The organism is Ruminococcus sp. AM31-15AC (genome assembly GCF_003462045.1).
Lineage (GTDB): Bacteria > Bacillota > Clostridia > Oscillospirales > Ruminococcaceae > Hominimerdicola > Hominimerdicola aceti.
The window spans coordinates 19,923-42,617 of record NZ_QTYG01000002.1 but is presented as its reverse complement, the minus strand read 5'-3'; the positions used below and the strand labels follow the sequence as shown (position 1 = coordinate 42,617).

The window sequence follows — 22,695 nt, the reverse complement described above, 5'->3', positions numbered from 1 at the left end:
GCTTTTTTTATTATTTGTCAAAGCTAGGATTGAAAGCGTAGAAATTTTTGCTGTCAAGCATATCCTGAATAAGTCTTAGTCCTTCGCCGAAGCGCTGATAGTGAACTATCTCACGTTCACGAAGAAACTTGATAGGGTCACGGACATCGGGATCGTCAGCAAGCCTGAGAATGTTGTCGTAGGTCAGGCGGGCTTTTTGCTCAGCAGCAAGGTCTTCGTGTATATCAGCAATAGCGTCACCGGTACTTTGGAACGTATCCGCAGAAAATGGTACACCAGAGGCGGCTATAGGGTAAACGCCTGTAGTGTGGTCAACAAAATAGGTGTCAAAGCCACTGTCTTTTATCTCCTTGAGGGAGAGGTCACGGGTCAGCTGATAGATAATAGTGCCGATCATTTCGATGTGGGCAAGCTCTTCTGTGCCGATATCGTTGAGTATTGCCTGCACTTCACGACAGGGGGCTGAGTAACGCTGATTGAGATAGCGAAGCGCTGCACCAAGCTCGCCGTCAGGGCCACCAAGCTGCGAGATAATGACCTTAGCCAAAGCAGGATTAGGATTAGCGATCTTAACGGGGTATTGCAGCTTTTTTTCATATTGCCACATTAGTCAACACTCCTTTCCCACGGAAAAGGTGATGTTACCCATTCCCATTTCTTGGACGAATTGTTCTGCGTGATCGTCAATGGTCCGTATTTCTCATTGTATTGCGCAATAAGCTTCTCTTTTTCTGCCTTGTGGCGAGCAAAATATGCCAGACCATCTCTGCAGGTAGGGTGGCTGTCGAGGTAAAGATTAGCCTCTACAAGAGCAAAGCTGCAAGCCTGTATCTTTCTAAGAAGCCTCTCCTTTTCACTTAGTATGGGCATTCTTTACAGCCTCCTCTCCTATAAAAGGTTTGTCTATGGACGGGAAGATAGTTCCTCTTGAAAGTCCTACATCTGCCTCATAAGGCTTCTCCCACATCTGAAAAGGCACATATGCCATTGCCAGCGGCGTGTCCTCAGGAAATCTTCCTTTCGGAAAAGGGCAGGCAGGTGTGTTATCCTCTGTGTCGTCAGCAAGTATCCTGCCTAACGACAGATTGTCAAACATATCCAAATAAGTTCACTCCTTATGTTGTCTGAATCTCATATACCACAGGTTTCGTGTGGCTGTTTTATCATATGCAGCTTATAAGTCAGTGGTGTATGTATGCAGGATATTATCAAAAAACTTGCAAATCGTTCATTGAAAATACACAAAATTAATTTTCTGTGAACGCTAATATTTTTTGTAACAATAAACATACTGTAAATAACGCTAAATTTGTAAGATTTAATATTGACAAATCGGGCTTCTGCGTGTTATATTAATACTATTAAAAAAAGCATATGCAGTGACATATGTGATCAGAGGAGAGATTATTATGAAAAATGTCAAGAGAATTCTTGCATTAACAGTTTCGGCTGCCCTTGCAGTTTCTTGCTTTGCAGGTTGCGGAAACGGTGCAAAGAAGAACAGCGATACTATCGTTATCGGCTGCAGCGGTCCGCTCACAGGTGACGCTGCACAGTACGGCGTTGCTGTTAAGAATGCTATCGAGCTTGCTGTCAAGGACGTAAATGACGCAGGCGGAATAAACGGAACAAAGCTCTCATACGTTTTCGAGGACGATGAGGCTGACTCAGGCGATAAGGCTGTAAATGCTTATAACGCACTGAAAGACAATGGTATGCAGGTAATGGTCGGAACAGTAACAACAGGTTCTTGCCTCGCAGTTATTGAAAAGACAAAGCAGGATAACATCTTCCAGCTCACACCTTCTGCATCTGCTCAGGACGTTATCAAGAACGATAACTGTTTCCAGGTTTGCTTTACTGACCCTAACCAGGGTAAAGGTTCTGCCGACTATATCGCAGAAAATAAGCTTGCTACAAAGATAGCAGTAATTTATGACAGCTCTGACGCTTATTCATCAGGTATCTTCAACACATTCAAATCCGAGGCTGAGGCTAAGGGTCTTGATATCGTTACAGAGCAGTCATTCACAAAGGACAGCAAGACTGACTTCTCAGCTCAGATCAGTGCAGCTAAGAACGCAGGCGCAGACCTCGTGTTCCTGCCTATCTACTATCAGCAGGCTTCACTTATCCTTACACAGTGCAAGTCAGCTAACTACAACCCAACATTCTTCGGTTGCGACGGTCTTGACGGACTTCTTTCTATCAAGAACTTTGATACTTCACTTTGCGAGGGCGTAATGCTCCTTACACCATTTGCTGCCGACGCTCAGGATCAGGCTACTCAGGATTTCGTTAAGAAGTATAAGGACGCTTACAAGGGCGAAACTCCTAACCAGTTCGCAGCAGACGCTTATGACGGCGTAATGGTACTTGCAGAACTCATGAAGAAGGAAGGCATTACAGCCGATATGTCTGCTTCTGATATCTGCGATAAGCTCAAAAAGGCTATCACTGATAAGGACTTCTCATATGACGGACTTACAGGTACAGGCATGAAGTGGGGCGAAGACGGTGCCGTATCTAAGGACCCTAAGGCTGTTATCATCAAGAATGGTGCTTATTCAGCACTGACAGCTGATGACATTGCCGCTTCTACTGCTCAGTAATAGCTGAAATGAAGTGCGTACAAAAAGTACGCTTAATATGAAAAAACCGGCAATTGCGAAAAATTGTCGGTTTTTTTGATTTATTTCATTAAAATGTGTTGCAAAAACTACGGGGTTATGTTATAATTTATTGTATATTGTGTTTATGACAAGGACAGATGTAATATATGTGATTACATCTTGTGTTTTGTCTATTCCAAAAGGAAGGAATGTTTGTATATGGGTTTTCTTAATAACCTCATCAACGGAATAAGCCTCGGCAGTATATACGCAGTTATAGCTTTGGGCTATACGCTTGTATACGGTATTGCCAAAATGCTTAACTTCGCACACGGCGATGTTATTATGGTGGGCGGATATGTTATATTCACCTGCATGACCACATGGGGACTAAACTCTTGGCTTTCCATAGTTCTTGCAGTTATTGCCTGCACACTTCTCGGTATAGTCATCGAAAAGGTGGCATATAAGCCGCTCAGACAAGCTACTTCGCTTGCGGTGCTTATCACTGCCATAGGCGTCAGCTACTTTTTGCAGAACATTGCACTGCTTATATTCGGTGAAAAGCCTGTAAACTTTACATCAGTTGTAAACGTGCCGAGCATCAAGCTTTTTGACGGACAGATAGTTATTTCCGGAGAAACATCAGTTGCAATAATCGTATCTATACTCATTGTAGTTGGTCTTTCATTGTTCATCAACAAAACCAAGAGCGGACGTGCAATGCTTGCAGTATCTGAGGACAGAGGCGCAGCTCAGCTCATGGGCGTAAACATCAACCGCACTATCTCTCTTACATTCGCTATCGGCTCAGGTCTTGCTGCAATTGCAGGCGCACTGCTTTGCTCAGCTTATCCTACGCTTCAGAACACCACAGGCGCAATGCCTGGTATCAAAGCGTTCGTTGCGGCGGTATTTGGCGGTATCGGCTCAATACCGGGCGCTATGATCGGCGGTATCCTTATCGGTGTTATCGAGATACTTGGACGTGCCTATATCTCACCGCAGCTTGCCGACGCTATCGTTTTTGCTGTTCTTATACTTGTGCTTATCATCAAGCCTACAGGTATACTCGGCAAGAAGATAAGCGAAAAGGTATAAAAGTCAACTTAAAATTTTCGAGCAGACTTGCTTTGCAGTTCTGTTTTATCTGAAAGGATTGGTTTTTTGTGAAAAAAGAAGGGGCTAGCGCAAAAACAAAGTTTTTTAAGCCGCAGACCAGAAAAAGCTTTATCACATATGCAATGGTAATAGTTGCCTTTGTGGTAATGCAGATACTCAGCAGCGGCGGATATATCTCAAGTATGCTCACAGGACTTCTTGTTCCTCTGTGTGTATACTCTATACTTGCAGTATCCCTTAACCTGACAGTTGGTATACTTGGCGAGCTTAGCTTGGGTCAGGCAGGCTTTATGTGCGTTGGCGCATATACAAGTGCGATATTCTCTATCGTTACTTCTGAAACTATTGAAAATGTGTGGATCAGATTTCCTTTGGCTATACTTATAGGCGGAATAATTGCCGCAGTGTTCGGCATACTTATAGGAATACCTGTTCTCAGACTTAAAGGCGACTATCTCGCCATCGTTACACTTGCTTTCGGTGAGATCATAAAGAACGTTTTCGCAGCACTTTACCTTGGCTATGATTCAAAGGGCGTTCACGTTTCTCTCAAAAGTCTGTCAAACCTTAACCTTGAGCCTGACGGAAAGCTTATACTGAACGGTCCTCAGGGTATCAGCGGCACGCCTAACGATTCTACATTCATTATCGGCGCTGTTATGTTGCTTATCACTCTTATCATTGCCTATAACTTTGTATATTCAAGAACGGGCAGAGCGGTAATGGCTATCAGAGATAATGTTATCGCAGCCGAGTCTGTAGGTCTTAACATCACAAAGTATAAGCTTGTTACTTTTGCATTGACTGCATTCCTTGCAGGCTGTGCAGGTGCGCTTTATTCTCATAACTTCTATACGCTCCAGGCTTCTAAGTTCGACTATAACCTGTCTATCCTTATCTTGGTATTCGTCGTTCTGGGCGGTATAGGCAGTATCAGAGGAAGTGTTATCGCAGCTATCGTGCTTGTTCTGCTTCCAGAAATGCTAAGAAGCATAAACAGCTACAGAATGCTTATCTATTCTATCGTCCTTATCGTAATGATGATAATAACTTCAAATGAAAAAACAAAGACTTTTATCAGTGCAAATACTGCTAAGTTCAAGGCTTTGTTCAAGCGTGAAAAAGTAAAGGAGGCTGAGTGATATGGCACTTCTTGAAGTAAAAAATCTCGGCATCTCATTCGGCGGACTCCGTGCAGTTGACGAGTTCAGCATAACAATAGAAAAAGGTCAGCTCTATGGTCTTATTGGGCCGAACGGAGCAGGAAAGACCACTATCTTCAATATGCTCACAGGCGTTTATAAGCCAACAGACGGCACAATCGTTCTTGACGGAAAGAACATCACAGGCAAAAGCACTATCGAGATAAACCGTGAAGGCATTGCCCGTACCTTCCAAAATATCAGGCTTTTCAAAGAGATGTCAGTGCTTGATAACGTAAAGGTCGCTCTTCATAATCATTATAAATACAGCACCCTTGAAGGCGTGTTCAGACTTCCAAGATATTTCAAGCTTGAAAAGGCAATGGACGCAAAGGCGATGGAGCTTCTGAAGGTTTTCGAGCTTGATGATAAGGCGAGCCTGCTTGCTTCGGGACTTCCATACGGCGATCAGAGAAAGCTTGAGATCGCAAGAGCCCTTGCAACACAGCCAAAGCTGCTGCTTCTTGACGAGCCTGCTGCCGGCATGAATCCAAACGAAACAGCGGAGCTTATGGATACTATCCGCTTTGTAAGAGATAATTTTGATATGACGGTGCTGCTTATCGAGCATGATATGAGCCTTGTTTCAGGTATCTGCGAAAAGCTGTCAGTGCTGAACTTCGGTCAGCTCCTCTGCGAGGGCAAGACAGCGGAAGTGCTTAAAAATCCTGAAGTTATCACCGCATATCTGGGCGAATAAGGGGGTAAGTAAAATGGCAATGTTGGAAATCAATGATCTGCACGTCAATTATGGCATGATAGCCGCTTTGAAAGGTATCTCCTTTGAGGTAAACGAGGGCGAGGTCATTTCCCTTATCGGCGCAAACGGAGCAGGAAAGACCACCACTCTGCACACCCTTACAGGTCTTATCTCTGCAAAATCGGGTTCTATCAAATTCAACGGCGTGGAGCTTACAAAAACTCCTGCCCACAAGATCGTGGAAATGGGTATAGCACACGTTCCTGAGGGAAGAAGAATATTCCAAAACCTCACAGTGCTTGATAACCTTAAGCTTGGAGCATTTACAAGAAAAGACAAGGAGAATATACCGAAGGATATTCAGGATATATACGAGCGTTTCCCTAGACTTGCAGAAAGAAAAAATCAGATAGCAGGTACTCTTTCAGGCGGTGAGCAGCAGATGCTGGCAATGGGCAGGGCGCTTATGTCAAGACCTAAGATAGTTGTAATGGACGAGCCGTCAATGGGTCTGTCACCGATCCTTGTGTCAACCATATTTAAGATAATCGAGGATATAAGAAAGAGCGGAACAACTGTACTGCTTGTTGAGCAGAACGCAAAGAAAGCCCTTGCTATCTCAGACAGAGCTTATGTTCTTGAAACGGGCAAGATAGTTCTGTCAGGCAAGGCGTCTGATCTTATCAATGATGAGTCGGTCAAGAAAGCATATTTAGGTGAATAGGAGTTGAGCTTTATGGCAAGGATCATAACCATTGCAAGGGGCATCGGCAGTGGCGGAAGAACTGTAGGAAAAATGCTGTCAGAGGATATGGGTATAAAATATTATGATAAGGAGCTTATAAAGCTTGCAAGCGACGAAAGCGGCATAAATGAACGCTTTTTTGGGCTTGTTGATGAAAAACTGAAAGGTTCTTTTCTGAGAAAGGGCGGAGTTTACAAGGGTGAGCTTCTTGACCCTGATGATCACGACTTTACTTCTGACAGAAATCTTTTCAATTATCAGGCGAAGATAATAAAGCAGCTTGCAGACAGAGAGCCTGCGGTAATAGTTGGCAGATGTGCTGACTATATCCTCCGTGACAGAAAAGACGTGCTTAAGGTTTTCATATATTCTGATATGGAAACTGCGGTCAAGAATATCGTCGATCTGTATGGTGTTTCTGAAAAAGAGGCTGTCAAGATAATCGAAAAGACAGACAAGGAGAGAAGCGATTATTATCGTTACTACACAGGCAGGGATTGGACAAATGCGAAAAACTACAATCTGTGTCTTGATACCAGCGACATGAGCTATGACAAGTGCGTTGATATCATTGAGGGATATATAAAGCTTCTTGAAGAGTAAGGCATAAAAAATAAAGCCGCATTGCTTTTTGGCAGTGCGGCTTTTGTGATATATGAAATCAGTTGAATTTTTCCGAAATAGTCCTTGCGGCAAATACTCCTGATGCAGAAGCCTGCGACAGAGAGTGCGTAACGCCTGAGCCGTCGCCAAGGACGTAAAGACCTTTGACAGCAGTTTCAAGGTTCTCGTCAACGTCAACTCTTGAATTGTAGAACTTGACCTCAACGCCGTAAAGAAGCGTGTCGATATTCGCCATACCGGGTGCTATCTTATCCAGAGCGTATATCATTTCGATAATATCGTCAAGCTGTCGCTTTGGGATAACAAGGCTCAGGTCGCCCGGAGTAGCTTTGAGAGTAGGGTTCAGGAACGTCTGACCAAAGCGGTGTTCATTTGTACGTCTGCCTGCAACGAGGTCGCCGAAACGCTGAACAAGCACTCCACCGCCAAGCATATTAGACAGCCTTGCGATAGACTCACCGTATGCGTTTGAGTCCTTGAAAGGCTCAGAGAATGTGTTGGATACCAGCAGAGCGAAGTTTGTGTTCTCAGTTCTCAGCGCAGGGTCAGCATAGCTGTGTCCGTTTACTGTGATGATGCCGTTTGTATTCTCGGTAACTACCTCACCGTATGGGTTCATGCAGAATGTTCTTACAAGGTCGCCGTATTTCTTTGTGCGGTAAACTATCTTGCTTTCGTATACCTTGCTTGTGATATGCTCAAAAACAGCCGCAGGTATCTCAACACGAACGCCGATATCAACTCTGTTTGAACGCCTTTTGATACCAAAGTTGTCGCATATCTCAGAAATCCATTTTGAACCGCTTCTGCCTGCCGCAACAACAGCGTTTGAGCAGTGATACTCGTCCTTGTCTGTGATAACAGTGAAGTCGTTCTCCTTGCCTGTTATACCCTGAACACTTTCATAAAATTTTATGTCTATCTTGTCCTTGACAAAGTCATAGATGTTCTGGAGTATCTGCATATTTCTGTCAGTGCCAAGGTGTCTTACCTGAGCGTCAAGGAGGTGGAGGTCATATTTCAGAGCCATTGCCTTGATGTCGGAAGAAGTTGTGGAATAAAGCTTAGCGTCCTGACCGCCCATTTCAAGGTTTATTTTGTCAACATACTGCATAAGCTCGATAGCCTTTTCCTTGCCGGTAAATGTGTAAAGGTCACCGCCGAAATTGTTTGTGATGTTATATTTGCCGTCCGACATTCCGCCTGCACCGCCGAAGCCGTGCATAATGGAGCATACCTTGCAGTGAATGCAGGACTTAACTTTTTTGCCATCTATAGGACACTTACGCTTGCTGACGGGTCCGCCCTGATCAATAATGCAAACTTTTATGTTTTTGTCAAGCTTGACAAATTCGTATGCCATGAATACGCCGGCTGCACCTGCACCGACAACAACTACGTCATAATTCTGAGCCATAACTATTTCCTTTCAAATCAAAATCCAATTTATTTTTATCCATAAAACGGGCGGCCGCACCTTTGCAGAAGATAGCCTGAAAGGAGATAACCGCCATATTTTTTTCTATTTTATATCAAATACGATAGTAGCCAATGTGAAGAATATCAGTGTTGAGCAAGTGTCAACGATAGTGGTGATAAGCGGGGCAGCCATGATAGCAGGGTCAAGATGCAGCTTCTTGGCAGCCATTGGGAGCATACAGGCGATGAGCTTTGAAAGCACAACAGTTGCCATGATAGCCATACTTACTGTGAACGCAAGCTTGTAGCAATCCACAGATGTGTCACCATGATACACCAGAACTATTCTTATAGCATTGACTATAGCGAGGATAACGCTGCAAAGAAGCGCGACTCTGAACTCTTTCCACATGACCTTGAAAAAGTCTTTCATTCTTATCTCACCAAGCGCCATGCCTCTTATAACAAGGGTCGAGGTCTGAGAACCGCAGTTTCCGCCTGTGCCACTAAGCATTGACAGGAACGATACCAAAACAGGCACAGCCGCAAAAGCAGACTGATATTTGTTTACTATAGCGCCCGTAAGGGTAGCCGACAGCATAAGTATCAAAAGCCATGCTATTCTGTTTTTCGCATGAGTGAAAACAGATGTCTTGAAATAAGAATCGTCACTTGGCGCAACGGCAGCCATTTTCGAGAAGTCCTCAGTGGTCTCCTCCTCGATAACGTCCATAGCGTCGTCGAATGTAACGATACCGACCATGCGGTTTTCTCTGTCAACAACAGGCAGAGAAAGAAAGTCATATTTTGAGAACATGGAAGCAACATACTCTTTATCCTCAAGGGTATCAACGGAAATAACATTGTCCTCCATTATGTCCTCTATTTTATCGTTATCATCAGCAGTTACGATATCAAGCAGTGAAAGCACGCCCACGAGCTTTCTGTTCTCAGTGACATAAAGTGTATTTACAGTTTCCTTGACCATACCAACGTGTCTTATCCAATCCAAAGCTTCCTTGGCAGTGTAGCTTCTGTGAAGATAAACATACTCGGTGGTCATAATAGAGCCTGCGCTGTCTTTAGGATATTTGAGTATCTGATTTATCTGCTTTCTCGTTTCTGTGTCAGCAGACTTGATTATCCTTGCAACAACATTTGCAGGCATTTCCTCGATAATATCTACCGTATCATCAAGATAAAGGTCGTCAACGATCTCCTGAAGCTCCTTATCCGTAAAGGCATTGATAAGCATCATTTGTGTATCGCTGTCCATATAAGCGAAAACGTCAGCCGCAACGTCCTTGTTCAAAAGACGGAACAGCAACGGAAGCTCGTATTTCTCGACCTCGTGATCGTCATAAAACTGTTGCAAAAGAGCAGCCACGTCGGCTTCGTTCATATCCATAAATATTTCACGGATAGCCTTGTAGTTTCTGCTTTTGAGCAACTCCAATACTGTGTTAAACATTATATTCCCCCTAACAGCAGCGGTAATAAGCACAATAGTACAAATAATTGTACTTATACCAACTCTGTACAAATATAAGGATCTACCAAAACACAGATCGTCCTATTCAATTAAAATTGATATTTAGATCACAAAAAGGCTGCCACAAACGGGCGAGCCGCTCTGCAATCGAGGGGCGATCGTATTCTGACTGGCGTCGTCCATTTGTACACACTCCTTAAAAATCATGATTTATGCACGTTTTTACTATTCGTACACATAATATTATTATACGCTTACCTTGTTTTTTTGTCAAGAAATTGTTTAATTTAATTTTATGAACGTGCTGTAAATTTGCGAAGTATAATGAATTGCTTTTGACCTCTTGCCAAATGGGGAGAAATAGGGTATAATTATTATATGGATCGAATAATAAACCGAAAGGAATTGATAAAATGAGCGAAATAAGAGATGAAAGCTTGTGGGAAAGCGGTAAAAGAAAGATAGAATGGGTAAGACAGAATATGTCATTGCTCAGAAGCGTCGAGGAAGATTTCAAGAGAGATCAGCCTTTTAAGGGGCTGAAAGTTGCACTTTCTATCCACCTTGAAGCTAAGACCGCTTATCTTTGCAAAGTCCTTGCAGCAGGCGGTGCTGAAATGTACATCACAGGAAGCAATCCGCTGTCTACTCAGGACGATGTTGCGGCAGGTCTTGTGCATGACGGTCTGAACGTTTTTGCATGGCATGGTGCAACTGACGAGGAGTATCACAGACATATATCCGAGGTAGTCAAGGTAGGTCCAAACATTATTATAGATGACGGCGGCGACCTTGTAAACCTTATCCACAATGAATACCCTGAGCTGATACCGAACGTTATCGGTGGCTGTGAGGAAACTACTACGGGCATTATCCGTCTTATTGCAATGAACAAGGACGGTCAACTCAAATTCCCTATGATGCTTGTAAACAATGCAAAGTGCAAGTATCTTTTTGATAACAGATACGGCACAGGTCAGTCTGTATGGGACGGAATAAACAGAACAACTAACCTTATCGTTGCAGGCAAGAACGTTGTCGTTGCAGGCTACGGCTGGTGTGGCAAGGGCGTTGCAATGAGAGCAAAGGGTCTTGGTGCAAGCGTTATCGTCTGCGAAGTTGACCCAATAAAGGCTATGGAGGCTGTTATGGACGGCTTCAAGGTAATGAAAATGGTTGACGCCGCTAAGGTGGGCGACTTCTTTGTTACTGTAACAGGCTGTAAGGACGTTATTACTGAGAAAGCTTTCATGAACATGAAAGATGGAGCTATACTCTGTAACGCAGGTCACTTTGATTGCGAGGTAGACGTGGCTGGACTTAAAAAAACTGTCTGTTGAAAGCAAGCTTGCAAGAAACAATATCGACGGTTATAAGCTTCCGAACGGTAATTGGCTGTATGTTATCGGCGAGGGCAGACTTGTAAACCTTGCCGCAGGCGACGGTCACCCTGCCGAGATAATGGATATGTCCTTTGCTATCCAAGCCCTTTCTGCGGCTTATCTTGTTAAAAACAAAGACAAGCTTACAGACAAGATAGTTTATGTTCCTGATGAGATAGACAAGGAAGTTGCAAACAGAAAGCTTAAATTCTGGGAGCTTGAGATAGATAAGCTTACACCTGAGCAGGAGAAATATCTTAACAGCTGGCAGGTATAAAATATCATATTAGTACAATAAAACGGACAGCTTGGGTTGTCCGTTTTTTTGTATCTTGAAATTGCCATAAATTTATTTTGTCTTCAAGGTTTTAAATCACTGATTTCTGTACATTTTAATATTAGGGCGATAAAAAAACAGGGCGGTGAGAATGTGGCGGCAAAGATGTATAAGATACTTACGCTTTTTTCAGTGGGCGCAATATGCTATGGTTTCATGGAAATACTTAACAGGGGTTATTCTCATATCACAATGGGGGTGCTTGGGGGAACTTCAATGCTGGTTATCCATATCATGAATGGCGAGCGCAGGCGAGGAGTGAGCCTGCTGTCTGTGCTTGTAGTGTCGGCAGCATTTATCACTGCCATAGAATTTCTTGCAGGGGAGTATCTCAACCGCTATCTCGGCATGGGCATATGGAGTTATGAGGAAGTGCCGCTGAATTTTGACGGACAGATATGCCTGCCATTTGCTTTTCTGTGGTTTGGGTTATCCTATATTGGTGTGCTTGCGGATAATTTTATACGCAGACATATTTTCAAGGAATACCCTGTCATTGTTAAACGAGGAAAAGAAAAAATACCTGCGGCGGTTGGATAAGAGTACGAATATTTGTACTGCTCAGTATGTAAAAATATAATTAACCGGAGACCTCAGGTCGCCCCTACGCAAAAATTGTAAATATAGGGGACGGAGACACGCTTACATTCGCCCGTCATTCACCAACGCATATAAAACAAACGGGCTGTCTATCCAATGATAAACAGTCCGTGTTTTTGTACATATCAATCTTTTGTGTACCACTTTTTCAGCACTTCTTCGCCAAGTTTGCCGTAAACTGTGAAGTCACGGTTTTCTTTGGCTTTCTCTATTGGCGGCAGGATAGCTTTCCAATCCCACCAGAAATAGCCGCAGAACCAATCCAGATCCCAAGTTGCTTCCATTGCAGTGTCGTAGAAATCTGCCTGCTCCTGCTCGTCAAGTGGTTTGTCGAGTCTGTCATGGAAATCCCAAGGGTACTGCGTGCAGCCCTCTTCGTTTCGCACGCCTATTTCAGCGAACATTATAGGCTTGTTGAAATGCTTGTGAGCCTTTTCAAGTGAGCCGACAACTTCGTTCCATCGACTGAGCATATGCTTCTTATCCCTGTTCACGCCGTCTGTAACAGGGTAGTAGCCTGAGATTCCGATTATGTCCACGTCGCTGAGCCAATCGAAACGCTGCTCGTCACCGTGATTGATGTTGTGCATAACGATACCGCTGTAGACCTCTCTCACCTGTGCGATAAGCTTTCTGCATCTGTCGGACTGCTTGTCCATTCCTGCCATTTCACAGCCTGTGCAGAGCATTTCACAGCCGAGCTTTTCTGCAAGCTTTGCATAGTGAAGCATGAAAGCTGTGTATGACTTGAACCACTTGTCCCAATATTCAGGGTTCTCAGGCGGGAAGTCTATCCTTGCACGCCATGAATGGTCAAGGCAATCCACCATAGGCTTAAGGCAGACTTTAAGACCTATAGACTTTGCTTTATTTACGGCGAAGGCAATGTCCTCATCAGATTGTGTTCTCTCATAATCACTGAAAACTCTTGTGCTTGCAAAGCTCTCCTGCAATGCGTTTGCAGGGATACATATCCAGTTCAAGCCGTTTGAAGCAAGCCTTTCCATTGACTTTTCTGCCGCTTCCGTCTGAAAATCACCTCTCTTGGAGAAAAATCCCCAAGTATATCCTTTGCAGAAAATATCTTTATTCATGTATCAAAAACCTCTCTTTTTCGTAAATGTCCTGATAGAAAAGCCACAGGTAAGCTCAAGCCTGTTCACCTTTTTAAGCTTCTCCACCGCTTCGGCAGATGTTTTGTAGTAATACGGAGTCATTGTAAAAAGATTGAAAATATCCTCCTGACTTTCAAGCACCACAGGGTATTCAAAAATCATCTCCTCTGACTCGTCAAATTTATTAAGTCCGTATACATTGGGTTTGTTTTCGTAAGGCTTCTCATAAAGCACTTCTTTAAGCTCGAACAGATGTCTTGGGGACGGAGAAACTACCACAAGCTTTCCGCCGTCTTTCAGCACCCTTGCGTATTCGTCATTTGAAACAGGTGCAAATGTGCATACGATAAGGTCTGCAAATTTGTGTATAAACGGAAGCTGAAATGACGATGACACTGCAAATTCGCAATTTGTGATATTTTCGCAATGTATCCTCGTCATGCAGTGGGCAACTGCCGCCTTTGATATGTCAATGCCGTAAAACTTCGCCTTTGGCAGTGCCTTGGCATAGTTCACAGTGTAGAAACCTTCACCGCAGCCGCTGTCGATAATATAAGGCTGTTTCACATTTTCAAGCAGACCGCCCATTACCTCAGCCGTTTTCTTCGCAAGCGGCAGATAATAGTCACGGTCGAGGAAATCCGTTCTCGCCTTTACCATTTCCGCATTATCCCCTGCGTTCTTAGGGTTTCTGCCCTTTGTGGTAAGCAGATTTACATATCCTTTTCTCGCAATATCAAAGCTGTGACCGTTCTGACAGTGCCACACGTTGTCAAGCTTTCTGAGCCGTTTTTTGCATATCGGACAAACATACATATAAATCACCCTGAACATTATAGCATTTCCCTCTGCTTTTAGCAATGGATATTTTATTAATAAAAAGTGCTTGACAATCGTCGGGTTATGCTTTATAATATCAATATATGCAAAATGCGGTGACGGAATTATCCGAAACAGTGTCGGTAAAGAGAAAAGGCGGTGGGTGAAAGCCTTTGCGGCAAGTTCGGTGGCTAACCTGAGCGGTGCTGAAAACAGCAACGTATGCTCTGCGTTAAAGGGCTTCGAGTGGTCGGGCGATGAGTTCGGCAATTTGGGTGGTAACACGGAACTGTCGGTTTCGTCCCATGTTTAGGGACGAGCCGTTTTTTTATTTTGCGAATAATTTCATTTGGAAGGATCTGAATTTATGGAATGGACAGGACTTAACGAACTGCGTGAATCTTATCTGAAATTTTTTGAGAGCAAGGGCTGCTTAAGACACAAGAGCTACCCTCTAGTACCTCAGAACGATAACAGCCTGCTGCTTATCGTTGCAGGTATGGCGCCTCTGAAGCCTTACTTCACAGGTCAGGAAACACCTCCGAGAACAAGAATGACAACTTGTCAGAAGTGTATCAGAACAGGCGATATTGAAAACGTTGGTAAGACGGCAAGACATGGCACATATTTTGAAATGCTTGGTAACTTCTCCTTCGGCGATTACTTCAAGAAGGAAGCCATTGCATGGGCTTGGGAGTATGTTACACAGGTGCTCAAACTGCCAAAGGACAGACTTTATATCTCTGTTTACGAGGACGATGACGAGGCTGAAAAGATATGGCATGAGGACGCTGGCGTTCCAATGGATCATATCGTAAGAATGGGCAAGGAAGACAACTTCTGGGAGGCTGGAACAGACGGTCCTTGCGGTCCATGCTCTGAGATATATTTTGACAGAGGAGAGAAATATGGCTGTGGCAAGCCTGATTGTAAGGTCGGCTGCGACTGCGACAGATACATGGAGTTCTGGAACCTTGTGTTCACACAGTTTGAAAGACATGAGGACGGCACTTATACTCCACTTAAGCAGAAAAATATCGACACAGGTATGGGTCTTGAAAGACTTGCTTCTATCATGCAGGACGTTGACTCTATCTTTGACGTTGATACAGTAAAGGCTATCAGAGATCATGTTTGTAAGATAGCAGGCTGCGAGTACGGCAAGGAGTACAAAAAGGACGTTTCTATCAGAGTTATCACAGACCATATCCGTTCTGTAACATTCATGGCGTCAGACGGAATTTTGCCGTCAAATGAGGGCAGAGGATACGTTATGAGACGTTTGCTCAGAAGAGCCGTTCGTCACGGAAAGCTTCTCGGCATAAACGGACTTTTCCTCAAAGACCTTGTAAAAACTGTTGTTGACTGCAACAAGTGTGAGTATAACGAGCTTGAAGAAAAGTATGACTATATCGTAAAGGTGCTAACAACTGAGGAGCAGAACTTCAATGCCACTATCGACAGAGGTATGAAGATACTTGACGATCTTATCGCACAGATGCAGAAAGACGGCAAGACGGAGCTTGACGGTGAGAGCTGCTTCAAGCTTTCCGACACATACGGTTTCCCTATCGACCTTACAAGAGAGATCCTTGAAGAAAAGGGCATGACCTGTGATGAGGAGGGCTTTGCTGAGTGCTATGCAAAGCAGAGAGAAACAGCCAAGAACGCTCATGCTGCAACAAAGTATATGGGTGCAGACGAAACTGTTTTCCATAAGATAGATAAGAATTTCCACACTGAGTTCATCGGCTATGACAAGCTCGAGGGCGACAGCGAGATATCATTCATCACAACTGATGATGAGCTTATTGAAAACGCAAAGGCTGGCGATGAAGTATATATCGTATCTTCACAGACGCCATTCTATGCAGAGAGCGGCGGACAGGTGGGCGATATCGGTACTATCGTTACAGAAAGCGGTAAGTGCAGAGTCGTTGACACACAGAAGGTCGTTGCAGGCAAGTTCGCTCATAAGGCGGTTGTTGAAGAGGGCGAGATAGCTGTAGGTCAGAAGGCTCACTTCACTGTTGACAGAAAGACACGCTATGCTGTTATGAGAAACCATAGCTGCGCACATCTGCTTCAGGCTGCACTGAGAAAAGTTCTCGGTGAACACGTTCATCAGGCAGGTCAGCTCGTTGACGCCCACAGACTTAGATTTGACTTCTCTCACTTCAACGCAATGACAGCAGAGGAGAAGCTCAAGGTCGAAGCACTTGTAAACAAGTATATCCTTGAAGCTCTTGATATAAAAATGGAAGAAATGCCTATCGCAGAAGCTCAGAAGCTTGGCGCTATGGCTCTGTTCGGTGAGAAATACGGTGAAACTGTAAGGGTAGTAACAATGGGTGACGGTGACGAAACAGCTTCTATCGAGTTCTGTGGCGGTACACATCTTGACAATACTTCAAGAATAGGTCTGTTCAAGATAATCTCCGAAAGCTCTGTAGCATCAGGCGTAAGACGTATCGAAGCCGTAACAGGCAGAGGCGTTCTGGAGCTTGTTGAGGAAAGAGCCGCAACTATCCAGCAGGCGGCTGAAAGCCTTAAGCTTGCAAATCCACTGGACATCGTAAAGAGATGCCACACTATTATGCAGGAAGTCAAGGATCTTGAAAAGGAAAGAGACGCTTTGCAGGCTGAGATAACAAATCTCAAAACAAAGTCACTGTTCGATAATCCATATGAGGTAAACGGCGTTAAGGTAGTTACTGCAATGCTCACCAACACAAGACCTGATATGCTCAGAAAAATGGGCGACGAGCTTAAAGCAAGAGAAGCTGACGCAGTTGCAGTTGTTGCAGGCGTTGATGGTGAAAAGGCAAACCTTGTTGTAGTTTGCGGCAAGAATGCCGTGGCAAAGGGCGCACACGCAGGCAAGATAGCAGGCAAGGTAGCAGCACTCACAGGCGGCAAGGGCGGCGGACGTCCTGACTCTGCTATGGCTGGTATCGGCGACAGATTCAAGATTGACGAGGCACTTGACAAGGTAAACGAAATAGTTGGCGAATTTGTAAAATAATATGGGCAAAGGCTGTGCAAAATGCTGTGCAGCCTACCCCTTTTTGAAAGGCGGAGAGATAAATGGAAGATTGTCTTTTTTGTAAAATTATTTCCGGGGAAATACCCTCAAAGAAAATATACGAGGACGAGCTGACATACGTTTTTGAGGACATTGCTCCTACAGCTCCGATTCATTATCTTGTTATCCCTAAGCAGCATATTTCAAAGCTTGACGAGATAACCCCTGAGAACAGTGCAGTTATCGCACATATCTATGAAGTTATCGCAAAGCTTGCCAAAGACCTCGACCTTAAGGACGGTTTCAGAGTTGTTTCCAACTGCGGCGAGCAGGCAGGACAGAGTGTTTTCCACATTCATTTTCATCTTCTTGCAGGCAGACCACTTGCCTGGCCAGCCGGTTAAAGAAATAAAACGGGCGGGTAAATTTCTTATCCGCCCTTAGTTTTAAGGGGGACGGCGGCAATGGTGAGAAAAAGCTGTTATATCGGCTTTTCGTATTTTGCAGGACTTTTTCTCTGTACCATTGGCTGGGGCAGGAACAACGCAGTTTTTGCACTTGCGTCAGCGTGTGTAGCCATTACAGCCTTTGCGCTTTTTAAGAGATACCGAAAGCATATAGCTCTCTGCTTTGTTTCGTTCCTGATAGCGGTGGGAGTCAATACCGCTTATACTCACATTTTCTATGATAAACTGACAGCTTTAGACGGAAAGACCGTCACAGTTAGAGGCGAGATAACCGACATAAGCTATATAGGCTCTGACACCTGCCGACTAAGTGTCAATGGTACTGTTGGGGGAGTAAAAGGCAGGCTGACCTTTTATGCAGATGACATTGAATATGATTACTATGACAATATCGTGGCGACAGTAAAGGTCAGCAGGATAAAAGACAGCATCAATTTCAAATCAGAGCAGTATGACCGGCCTAAGGGCATTTTTCTCCAAGGTTCGACCGCTGAAAGCATAGAAGTCACAGGCGGTGGAAACACCATTTTACGCAGTATAATGCACTACCGTGACAAGATGTTCATGTTGATAAACGATATCATAGGCGGAGATGAGGGCGGTTTTGCCGCTGCAATGCTCTGCGGAGATAAAACTGAGCTTTCAAAGCAAACGAAGCTCACGGTCTATCGTAGTGGCATAGGTCATATATTTTCCGTGTCGGGAACTCATGTGGTCATAATAAGTGCCATGATAGGCTGGCTCATGCAGAAACTAAGCAAGGATAAGCGTGTGATATTTGCCGTCCAAACTGTTGCAGTGTGGGCGTTTGCGGTTTTTGCAGGATTTTCAGTCTCCGTTGTGAGGGCGGCTGTTATGCTGACCTTGGTCACTGCCGCACCGCTCCTTTACCGCAGACCAGACCCAGCAAATACTCTCTGCCTTTGCGCTGTTGTAATACTCACTCTTTCGCCCTATGCGGCGGCGGACTGCTCGTTTTTGCTGTCATTCACAGCAACATTTGTGATAGGCACGGTCTGCCCGAAAGCGGTGACAATGGTAAAGCGCAGGGATATTCTTGGCAACATTGAGTGTGAAATAGTCACAGCGGTGACGATACTTCTTTGTACAATGCCTGTTCAGCTAATGTTTTTCAGTGAGATATCTCTTGTTGCACCACTATCAAATATCCTGCTGGTGCCTGTCTGTACCCTTGCTCTGGGTCTGACGGTAATAACTGCGGTAACAGGCGGTGCGACAATAATAGCCTATCCTGTGTTGACGGTGGTAAAGTATCTTCTGAAGGCCGTTCTGTTTCTTGCGAGTCTGTTTTCAAAATTCAGCTTTGCCTATCTTCCTCGTGGAGTAAGACCACTTGGCATTGTAATGCTCGTTACCTGCCTTGTGCCTGTGGCGGTCATGTTTCTGAGAAAATCAGTAAAGCTTGGGGCTTTTTGCACTGCTCTAATGCTTGTATGTTGGACAGCGGTGTATAATTTTTCTCTTGCTTTTGGAGGCTCGGTAAAGATAGTTGTAATGCCAAAAGGAAATGCAGTGCAGGCTGTGCTGTATGATAAAACAAAAGGTATGGTTTTCGATATCGGCAGTAAGGGCAAGCTCAACAGCGGTATTGAAAGCTTTTTGGAGCTTTATGGCATAAAAGAGCTAAAAGGCGCATTTATAGAAAGCGAACAGTATTACACTATAACGAAATATAACGAGCAGATGACTATACGACCTGACAGATTTTATATAAATGGCGAGCCTGATAATGACAGCGAACTGCCGTTCATGACAGGCGCACAGCTTGATTGGAACGGTGTTAAGATAGAAGCATTGGAGGACGGCTATAAAATTACCACCGAGGGCTGTGTGGTCACTATAGAAAAAGGTTCTGTCACCATAAACGGCAGGAACCTTGACACAACAGATGAAGAATACCCATTGATGATAGATATGAAAAATTCGCAGATAAGGAGGACGGACTATGGCTTTGCTTACGGCTTCGGCTCTTGGTAAAACGATAAGAGAGAATGATATCGACAGCCTTTATTATTTTTACGGACATGATACAGCGGCACTTGAAAGCTTTACAAAAAGGCTTGTGAACAAGCTTTGCCCTGCTGACGCTCAGGTCATGAACTTTCATAAGCTTGACGGCAAAAATCTTGATTTTCCAATGCTTACGGACGCTTGCGAAGCTCTGCCTTTTATGGCTGAACGTGTGGTGGTGACTATAAACGACCTTAATATAGATGCCGTGACTAAGGACGATCTGGACGATCTGAAAAAGATCCTGGGCTCTCTTGGCGAAACCACCACAGTGATAATCTATGCCACAGGAGTTGACCTTTTCAAGAACAAAAAGTATCTTACAGACAAAAACAAGCGCTTTGCAGATTTCTGCGAAAAGCACGGCACTGTCTGCAACTTTGAATACAAAAGGGCTTCCGACCTTGGAAAGTCTATATCCACCTATCTTGCAAAAAGCGGCTGTACCATAACAAAAAGCAACGCAGAGTATCTTGCAAATCTCTGTTTGTGCGACACTGCGTTTATCAGCAAGGAGCTTGAAAAGCTTTCGGCTTATGCAGAGGGCAGGGAGGTAACAAGAGAGGATATCGACCTGCTTTGTATCAGGCGTATCGAGTCGGACGGATATTCTCTTGCAATAAATATCCTCAGAGGCAATGCGGCAATGGTCTTCACACGTTTGCGTGAACTCGATGTGCAGAATTATGAACCATATGCTATAATAGGAATAATCGGCTTTTCCCTTGCGGATATCTATAGGGCGAAGCTTGCACGTTCCTCTGGCAGGAGCGTTGCAGACGTGGCTAAAGATTTTTCCTATGCGAAAAACAGAGAGTTTGCAGTAAAAAACGCCTATTCCGAGTGCGGAAATATCTCGGCGGAGCGTATAAGAAAAACGCTTGAGATACTTTCTGAAACCGACCTTATGCTCAAAACAAGGTCACGGGGAAAAGACGGAGATATGCTCACCCTCGAGCAGGGGCTTGCAAGGTCAATGGCGTTAAGGTGTTAGTAAATGGAAAAACTTAAAATATCAAGGGCAATAATCGTTGAGGGAAAATATGATAAGATAAAGCTTTCGTCCATAGTTGACGGCGTTATAATTGTCACTAACGGCTTTCGTATCTATAAAGACCCTGACAAGGCAGCGCTTATAAGATACTATGCTCAGCATGGCGGAATAGCCATTCTTACCGATTCTGATACAGCAGGCTTTCGCATAAGAGGGCATATAAAGGGTATCGTCCCCAAAGGCGATATCGTGAACGTGTATGTTCCTGAGATATTCGGCAAAGAAAAGCGCAAAACAGAGCCGTCAAAAGAGGGCTTGTTGGGGGTAGAGGGCGTTCCTGCGGATATTATCAGGGAAGCCTTTGAAAAAGCAGGCATTATAGGCGAAAAGGTCGCAGACAGAGAACTCATGACCAAGCTTGACTTTTATGAGCTAGGTCTAAGCGGCAGACCTGACAGCAGCAGGCTCAGACAGCTTGTGTGCGAAAAGCTGTCGCTGCCCAAAAAGCTCACTGCAAACGCACTGCTTGAAGTGGTGAACACAATGCTCGATAAAGAAAGCTTGCAAGCACTCATAGAGGAATTGACCTCAGAAAACAATAAAGACAAGGAGAATAGCGTTGGTTAGTCTTGAATTTTTATATTTCTTTCTTCCTGTTTTTATGGGAGTATACGCTTTGTCAGGGGTGCGTTTCAGAAAAGCCGTGTTCCTGATTGGAACAGTTGTGCTGTGTCTGTGGGTGTCCACATGGGGGATAATACCAATGACGGTGTGTGCTGTTGTATCATACTTTTGCGGCAGGCTTATCCACCGCTTTGCAGACAAAAAAGGACTTAAAAGGCTATGGCTCATATTATCGGTGGTAGCAAATATGGCAGTGCTTCTTGTATTCATAAGAAGCGGTCACAGCAGCTATGACGTGACGTCTATATTCACAGGCAAAGGCGCAATGCTAAAGCTTTTCCCAGTGTGGGGAGCAGGCGTTTTTACTCTCCATGGCATCTCCTACTGTATGGATATCTATAGGAAAGAAATAGAGCCTGAGAAGAATTTTCTTTTGGTATCTCAATATATATGCTTTTTCCCATGCTTTTACTGTGGACCGATACTCAGATTTTCAGATATGAGCGAACAGCTTAGAAAACCTGTCATAACCTCCGGAAAGCTTGCAGAGGGCATAAAGCTTATGCTTATAGGCTTTGCAGAGAAGCTTTTTCTGTCGGATCCTATGTACGAGATGTGGCAGCACATAAGGGGAGTAAGTACAGATTCGCTCTCCGCCGCTTGTGCATGGCTTGGGATAATAGCTTTCTCCTTTGCGTTCTACTATGAGCTAGAGCTTATTCGCATATTGCACAGGGTATTGGTTCAATGCTCGGCTTTGAACTTCCTGATAACTTTGATCTGCCGTTTATGTCAGCAGGCTTCAATGAGCTTATAAAACGATTTGCCTGCACCTTTTATAGTTGGGTGAGAGATTATTTCTACAGACCTATATGTAGAAATAAAGACAGCGTTTGCCTTTGGGCATTGATACTGTCTGTGCTTGCAGGTTCGGTTTGGTATGGCTACGGCAGACACACAATGCTGTGGGCAGCGTTTATTTGTGTTATGCTTGGCATAGAATATCTCTTGAAAAATATTCTTGCGGCTGTGCCGACAGGGGTAAGATGTGCGGTGATGAATGTTCTGTTTCTTATAGGTCTGCCGTTTCTTGCGATAGACAGCCTGCCTTCAGCCTGCGGATATGTTGCCGCAATGCTCGGCGGGGGAAGCTTTGCAGGAGATGTTCTTGCATCGTATGTGATAAAAACAGGAGTTGTGATGTATCTTATCTGCGGCTTTTTTGCAACAGGTATCGGCAGATATCTCAAACGCAGGATAATGCAGCTCAATACTAATATAGTTTACATAATCGAGCCAATGCTCACTATAGGATTTCTGCTTATCAGTACAGCGTTTCTTGTGGGCGGAGGTAATTCGTCTATGAATTTATTCGTGAGATAAAA

General features: G+C 44.2%; 22 protein-coding genes and 1 pseudogene. 16 read left to right on the top strand and 7 right to left on the bottom strand.

The genetic code is table 11. The annotated features are described in order from the left end of the window. Positions 1-10 precede the first annotated feature (10 nt). The 3 genes from DW793_RS01025 to DW793_RS01015 are packed head-to-tail and all read right to left on the bottom strand — an operon-like array spanning position 11 to position 1,102. Positions 11-607, bottom strand: a complete 597-nt coding sequence (locus tag DW793_RS01025) for a manganese catalase family protein (protein ID WP_117856471.1) — start codon at positions 605-607, stop codon at positions 11-13. Further along, complete coding sequence (locus DW793_RS01020) at positions 607-870, bottom strand: spore coat protein CotJB (protein WP_041337262.1); 264 nt, start codon at positions 868-870, stop codon at positions 607-609. The genes DW793_RS01025 and DW793_RS01020 overlap by 1 nt, the downstream gene beginning before the upstream one ends. After that, positions 854-1,102, bottom strand: a complete 249-nt coding sequence (locus tag DW793_RS01015; RefSeq protein ID WP_046440720.1) for a spore coat associated protein CotJA — start codon at positions 1,100-1,102, stop codon at positions 854-856. Before DW793_RS01015 ends, DW793_RS01020 begins: the two co-directional genes overlap by 17 nt. A 307-nt stretch (positions 1,103-1,409) precedes the next feature. Here DW793_RS01015 and DW793_RS01010 point away from each other — a divergent pair, with 307 nt between their 5' ends. From DW793_RS01010 to DW793_RS00985, 6 genes are all read left to right on the top strand, one after another. Next, positions 1,410-2,612 (top strand): ABC transporter substrate-binding protein, encoded by a 1,203-nt coding sequence (locus DW793_RS01010; RefSeq protein ID WP_117897046.1) that lies wholly within the window; start codon positions 1,410-1,412, stop codon positions 2,610-2,612. Positions 2,613-2,831: 219 nt separating this feature from the next. Further along, on the top strand, positions 2,832-3,713 hold the full coding sequence (locus tag DW793_RS01005; RefSeq protein ID WP_041337265.1) for a branched-chain amino acid ABC transporter permease: 882 nt from the start codon (positions 2,832-2,834) through the stop codon (positions 3,711-3,713). Positions 3,714-3,856: 143 nt separating this feature from the next. Next, positions 3,857-4,876 carry a branched-chain amino acid ABC transporter permease gene (locus DW793_RS01000; protein WP_081856082.1) on the top strand — a complete coding sequence of 340 codons (1,020 nt, stop codon included), beginning with the start codon at positions 3,857-3,859 and terminating at the stop codon, positions 4,874-4,876. 1 nt (position 4,877) lies between these two features. Next, positions 4,878-5,636: an ABC transporter ATP-binding protein gene (locus tag DW793_RS00995; RefSeq protein ID WP_118123652.1), complete on the top strand. Its 759-nt coding sequence runs from the start codon at positions 4,878-4,880 to the stop codon at positions 5,634-5,636. 13 nt (positions 5,637-5,649) lie between these two features. Then, complete coding sequence (locus tag DW793_RS00990) at positions 5,650-6,360, top strand: ABC transporter ATP-binding protein (RefSeq protein WP_022286767.1); 711 nt, start codon at positions 5,650-5,652, stop codon at positions 6,358-6,360. A 12-nt stretch (positions 6,361-6,372) separates the two neighbouring features. Then, entirely contained in the window at positions 6,373-6,984 is a 612-nt protein-coding gene (locus DW793_RS00985; RefSeq protein WP_118123653.1) for a cytidylate kinase-like family protein, read from the top strand. Positions 6,985-7,042: 58 nt separating this feature from the next. On the opposite strand, the gene DW793_RS00980 is transcribed toward DW793_RS00985, so the two are convergent. Both DW793_RS00980 and mgtE read right to left on the bottom strand, forming a co-directional pair. Continuing rightward, the gene (locus DW793_RS00980) at positions 7,043-8,422 is read right to left on the bottom strand and encodes an NAD(P)/FAD-dependent oxidoreductase (RefSeq protein WP_022286769.1); all 1,380 of its coding nucleotides are present in this window, start codon (positions 8,420-8,422) and stop codon (positions 7,043-7,045) included. 105 nt (positions 8,423-8,527) lie between these two features. Further along, positions 8,528-9,895 carry a magnesium transporter gene (gene mgtE / locus DW793_RS00975; protein WP_022286770.1) on the bottom strand — a complete coding sequence of 456 codons (1,368 nt, stop codon included), beginning with the start codon at positions 9,893-9,895 and terminating at the stop codon, positions 8,528-8,530. Positions 9,896-10,329: 434 nt separating this feature from the next. Here mgtE and DW793_RS00970 point away from each other — a divergent pair. Continuing rightward, positions 10,330-11,575 (top strand): annotated as a pseudogene (locus DW793_RS00970) (adenosylhomocysteinase). A 153-nt stretch (positions 11,576-11,728) separates the two neighbouring features. After that, a complete protein-coding gene (locus tag DW793_RS00965; protein ID WP_252967619.1) occupies positions 11,729-12,175 on the top strand; it encodes a putative ABC transporter permease in 447 nt (148 codons plus the stop codon). A 185-nt stretch (positions 12,176-12,360) separates the two neighbouring features. Here the strand turns inward: DW793_RS00965 and DW793_RS00960 are convergent, their stop codons facing one another. Together DW793_RS00960 and DW793_RS00955 are read right to left on the bottom strand one after the other, a co-directional pair. After that, positions 12,361-13,329: a glycoside hydrolase family 113 gene (locus tag DW793_RS00960; protein WP_118156809.1), complete on the bottom strand. Its 969-nt coding sequence runs from the start codon at positions 13,327-13,329 to the stop codon at positions 12,361-12,363. 3 nt (positions 13,330-13,332) lie between these two features. After that, complete coding sequence (locus DW793_RS00955; protein WP_252969594.1) at positions 13,333-14,184, bottom strand: putative RNA methyltransferase; 852 nt, start codon at positions 14,182-14,184, stop codon at positions 13,333-13,335. A gap of 148 nt (positions 14,185-14,332) precedes the next feature. Between DW793_RS00955 and DW793_RS14510 the strand changes: the two genes are divergently transcribed. The 8 genes from DW793_RS14510 to DW793_RS00920 all read left to right on the top strand — a co-directional run bounded on the left by DW793_RS14510 (position 14,333) and on the right by DW793_RS00920 (position 22,693). Continuing rightward, positions 14,333-14,482 (top strand): hypothetical protein, encoded by a 150-nt coding sequence (locus DW793_RS14510; protein WP_181979654.1) that lies wholly within the window; start codon positions 14,333-14,335, stop codon positions 14,480-14,482. 54 nt (positions 14,483-14,536) lie between these two features. After that, the gene (gene alaS / locus DW793_RS00950) at positions 14,537-17,194 is read left to right on the top strand and encodes an alanine--tRNA ligase (protein ID WP_118156808.1); all 2,658 of its coding nucleotides are present in this window, start codon (positions 14,537-14,539) and stop codon (positions 17,192-17,194) included. A 62-nt stretch (positions 17,195-17,256) separates the two neighbouring features. After that, a complete protein-coding gene (locus DW793_RS00945) occupies positions 17,257-17,598 on the top strand; it encodes a histidine triad nucleotide-binding protein (RefSeq protein ID WP_022286776.1) in 342 nt (113 codons plus the stop codon). A gap of 60 nt (positions 17,599-17,658) precedes the next feature. Beyond that, complete coding sequence (locus DW793_RS00940) at positions 17,659-19,659, top strand: ComEC/Rec2 family competence protein (RefSeq protein WP_118156807.1); 2,001 nt, start codon at positions 17,659-17,661, stop codon at positions 19,657-19,659. Next, positions 19,628-20,686: a DNA polymerase III subunit delta gene (gene holA, locus DW793_RS00935; protein ID WP_041337271.1), complete on the top strand. Its 1,059-nt coding sequence runs from the start codon at positions 19,628-19,630 to the stop codon at positions 20,684-20,686. Before DW793_RS00940 ends, holA begins: the two co-directional genes overlap by 32 nt. Positions 20,687-20,689: 3 nt before the next feature. After that, positions 20,690-21,313, top strand: coding sequence for a toprim domain-containing protein (locus tag DW793_RS00930; protein ID WP_117891662.1), 624 nt, complete (start codon positions 20,690-20,692; stop codon positions 21,311-21,313). Positions 21,314-21,362: 49 nt separating this feature from the next. Next, positions 21,363-22,127: a hypothetical protein gene (locus DW793_RS00925; protein WP_390624592.1), complete on the top strand. Its 765-nt coding sequence runs from the start codon at positions 21,363-21,365 to the stop codon at positions 22,125-22,127. Next, positions 22,058-22,693 carry a hypothetical protein gene (locus tag DW793_RS00920; protein WP_118156805.1) on the top strand — a complete coding sequence of 212 codons (636 nt, stop codon included), beginning with the start codon at positions 22,058-22,060 and terminating at the stop codon, positions 22,691-22,693. The genes DW793_RS00925 and DW793_RS00920 overlap by 70 nt, the downstream gene beginning before the upstream one ends. The last annotated feature ends 2 nt before the right edge of the window (positions 22,694-22,695 follow it).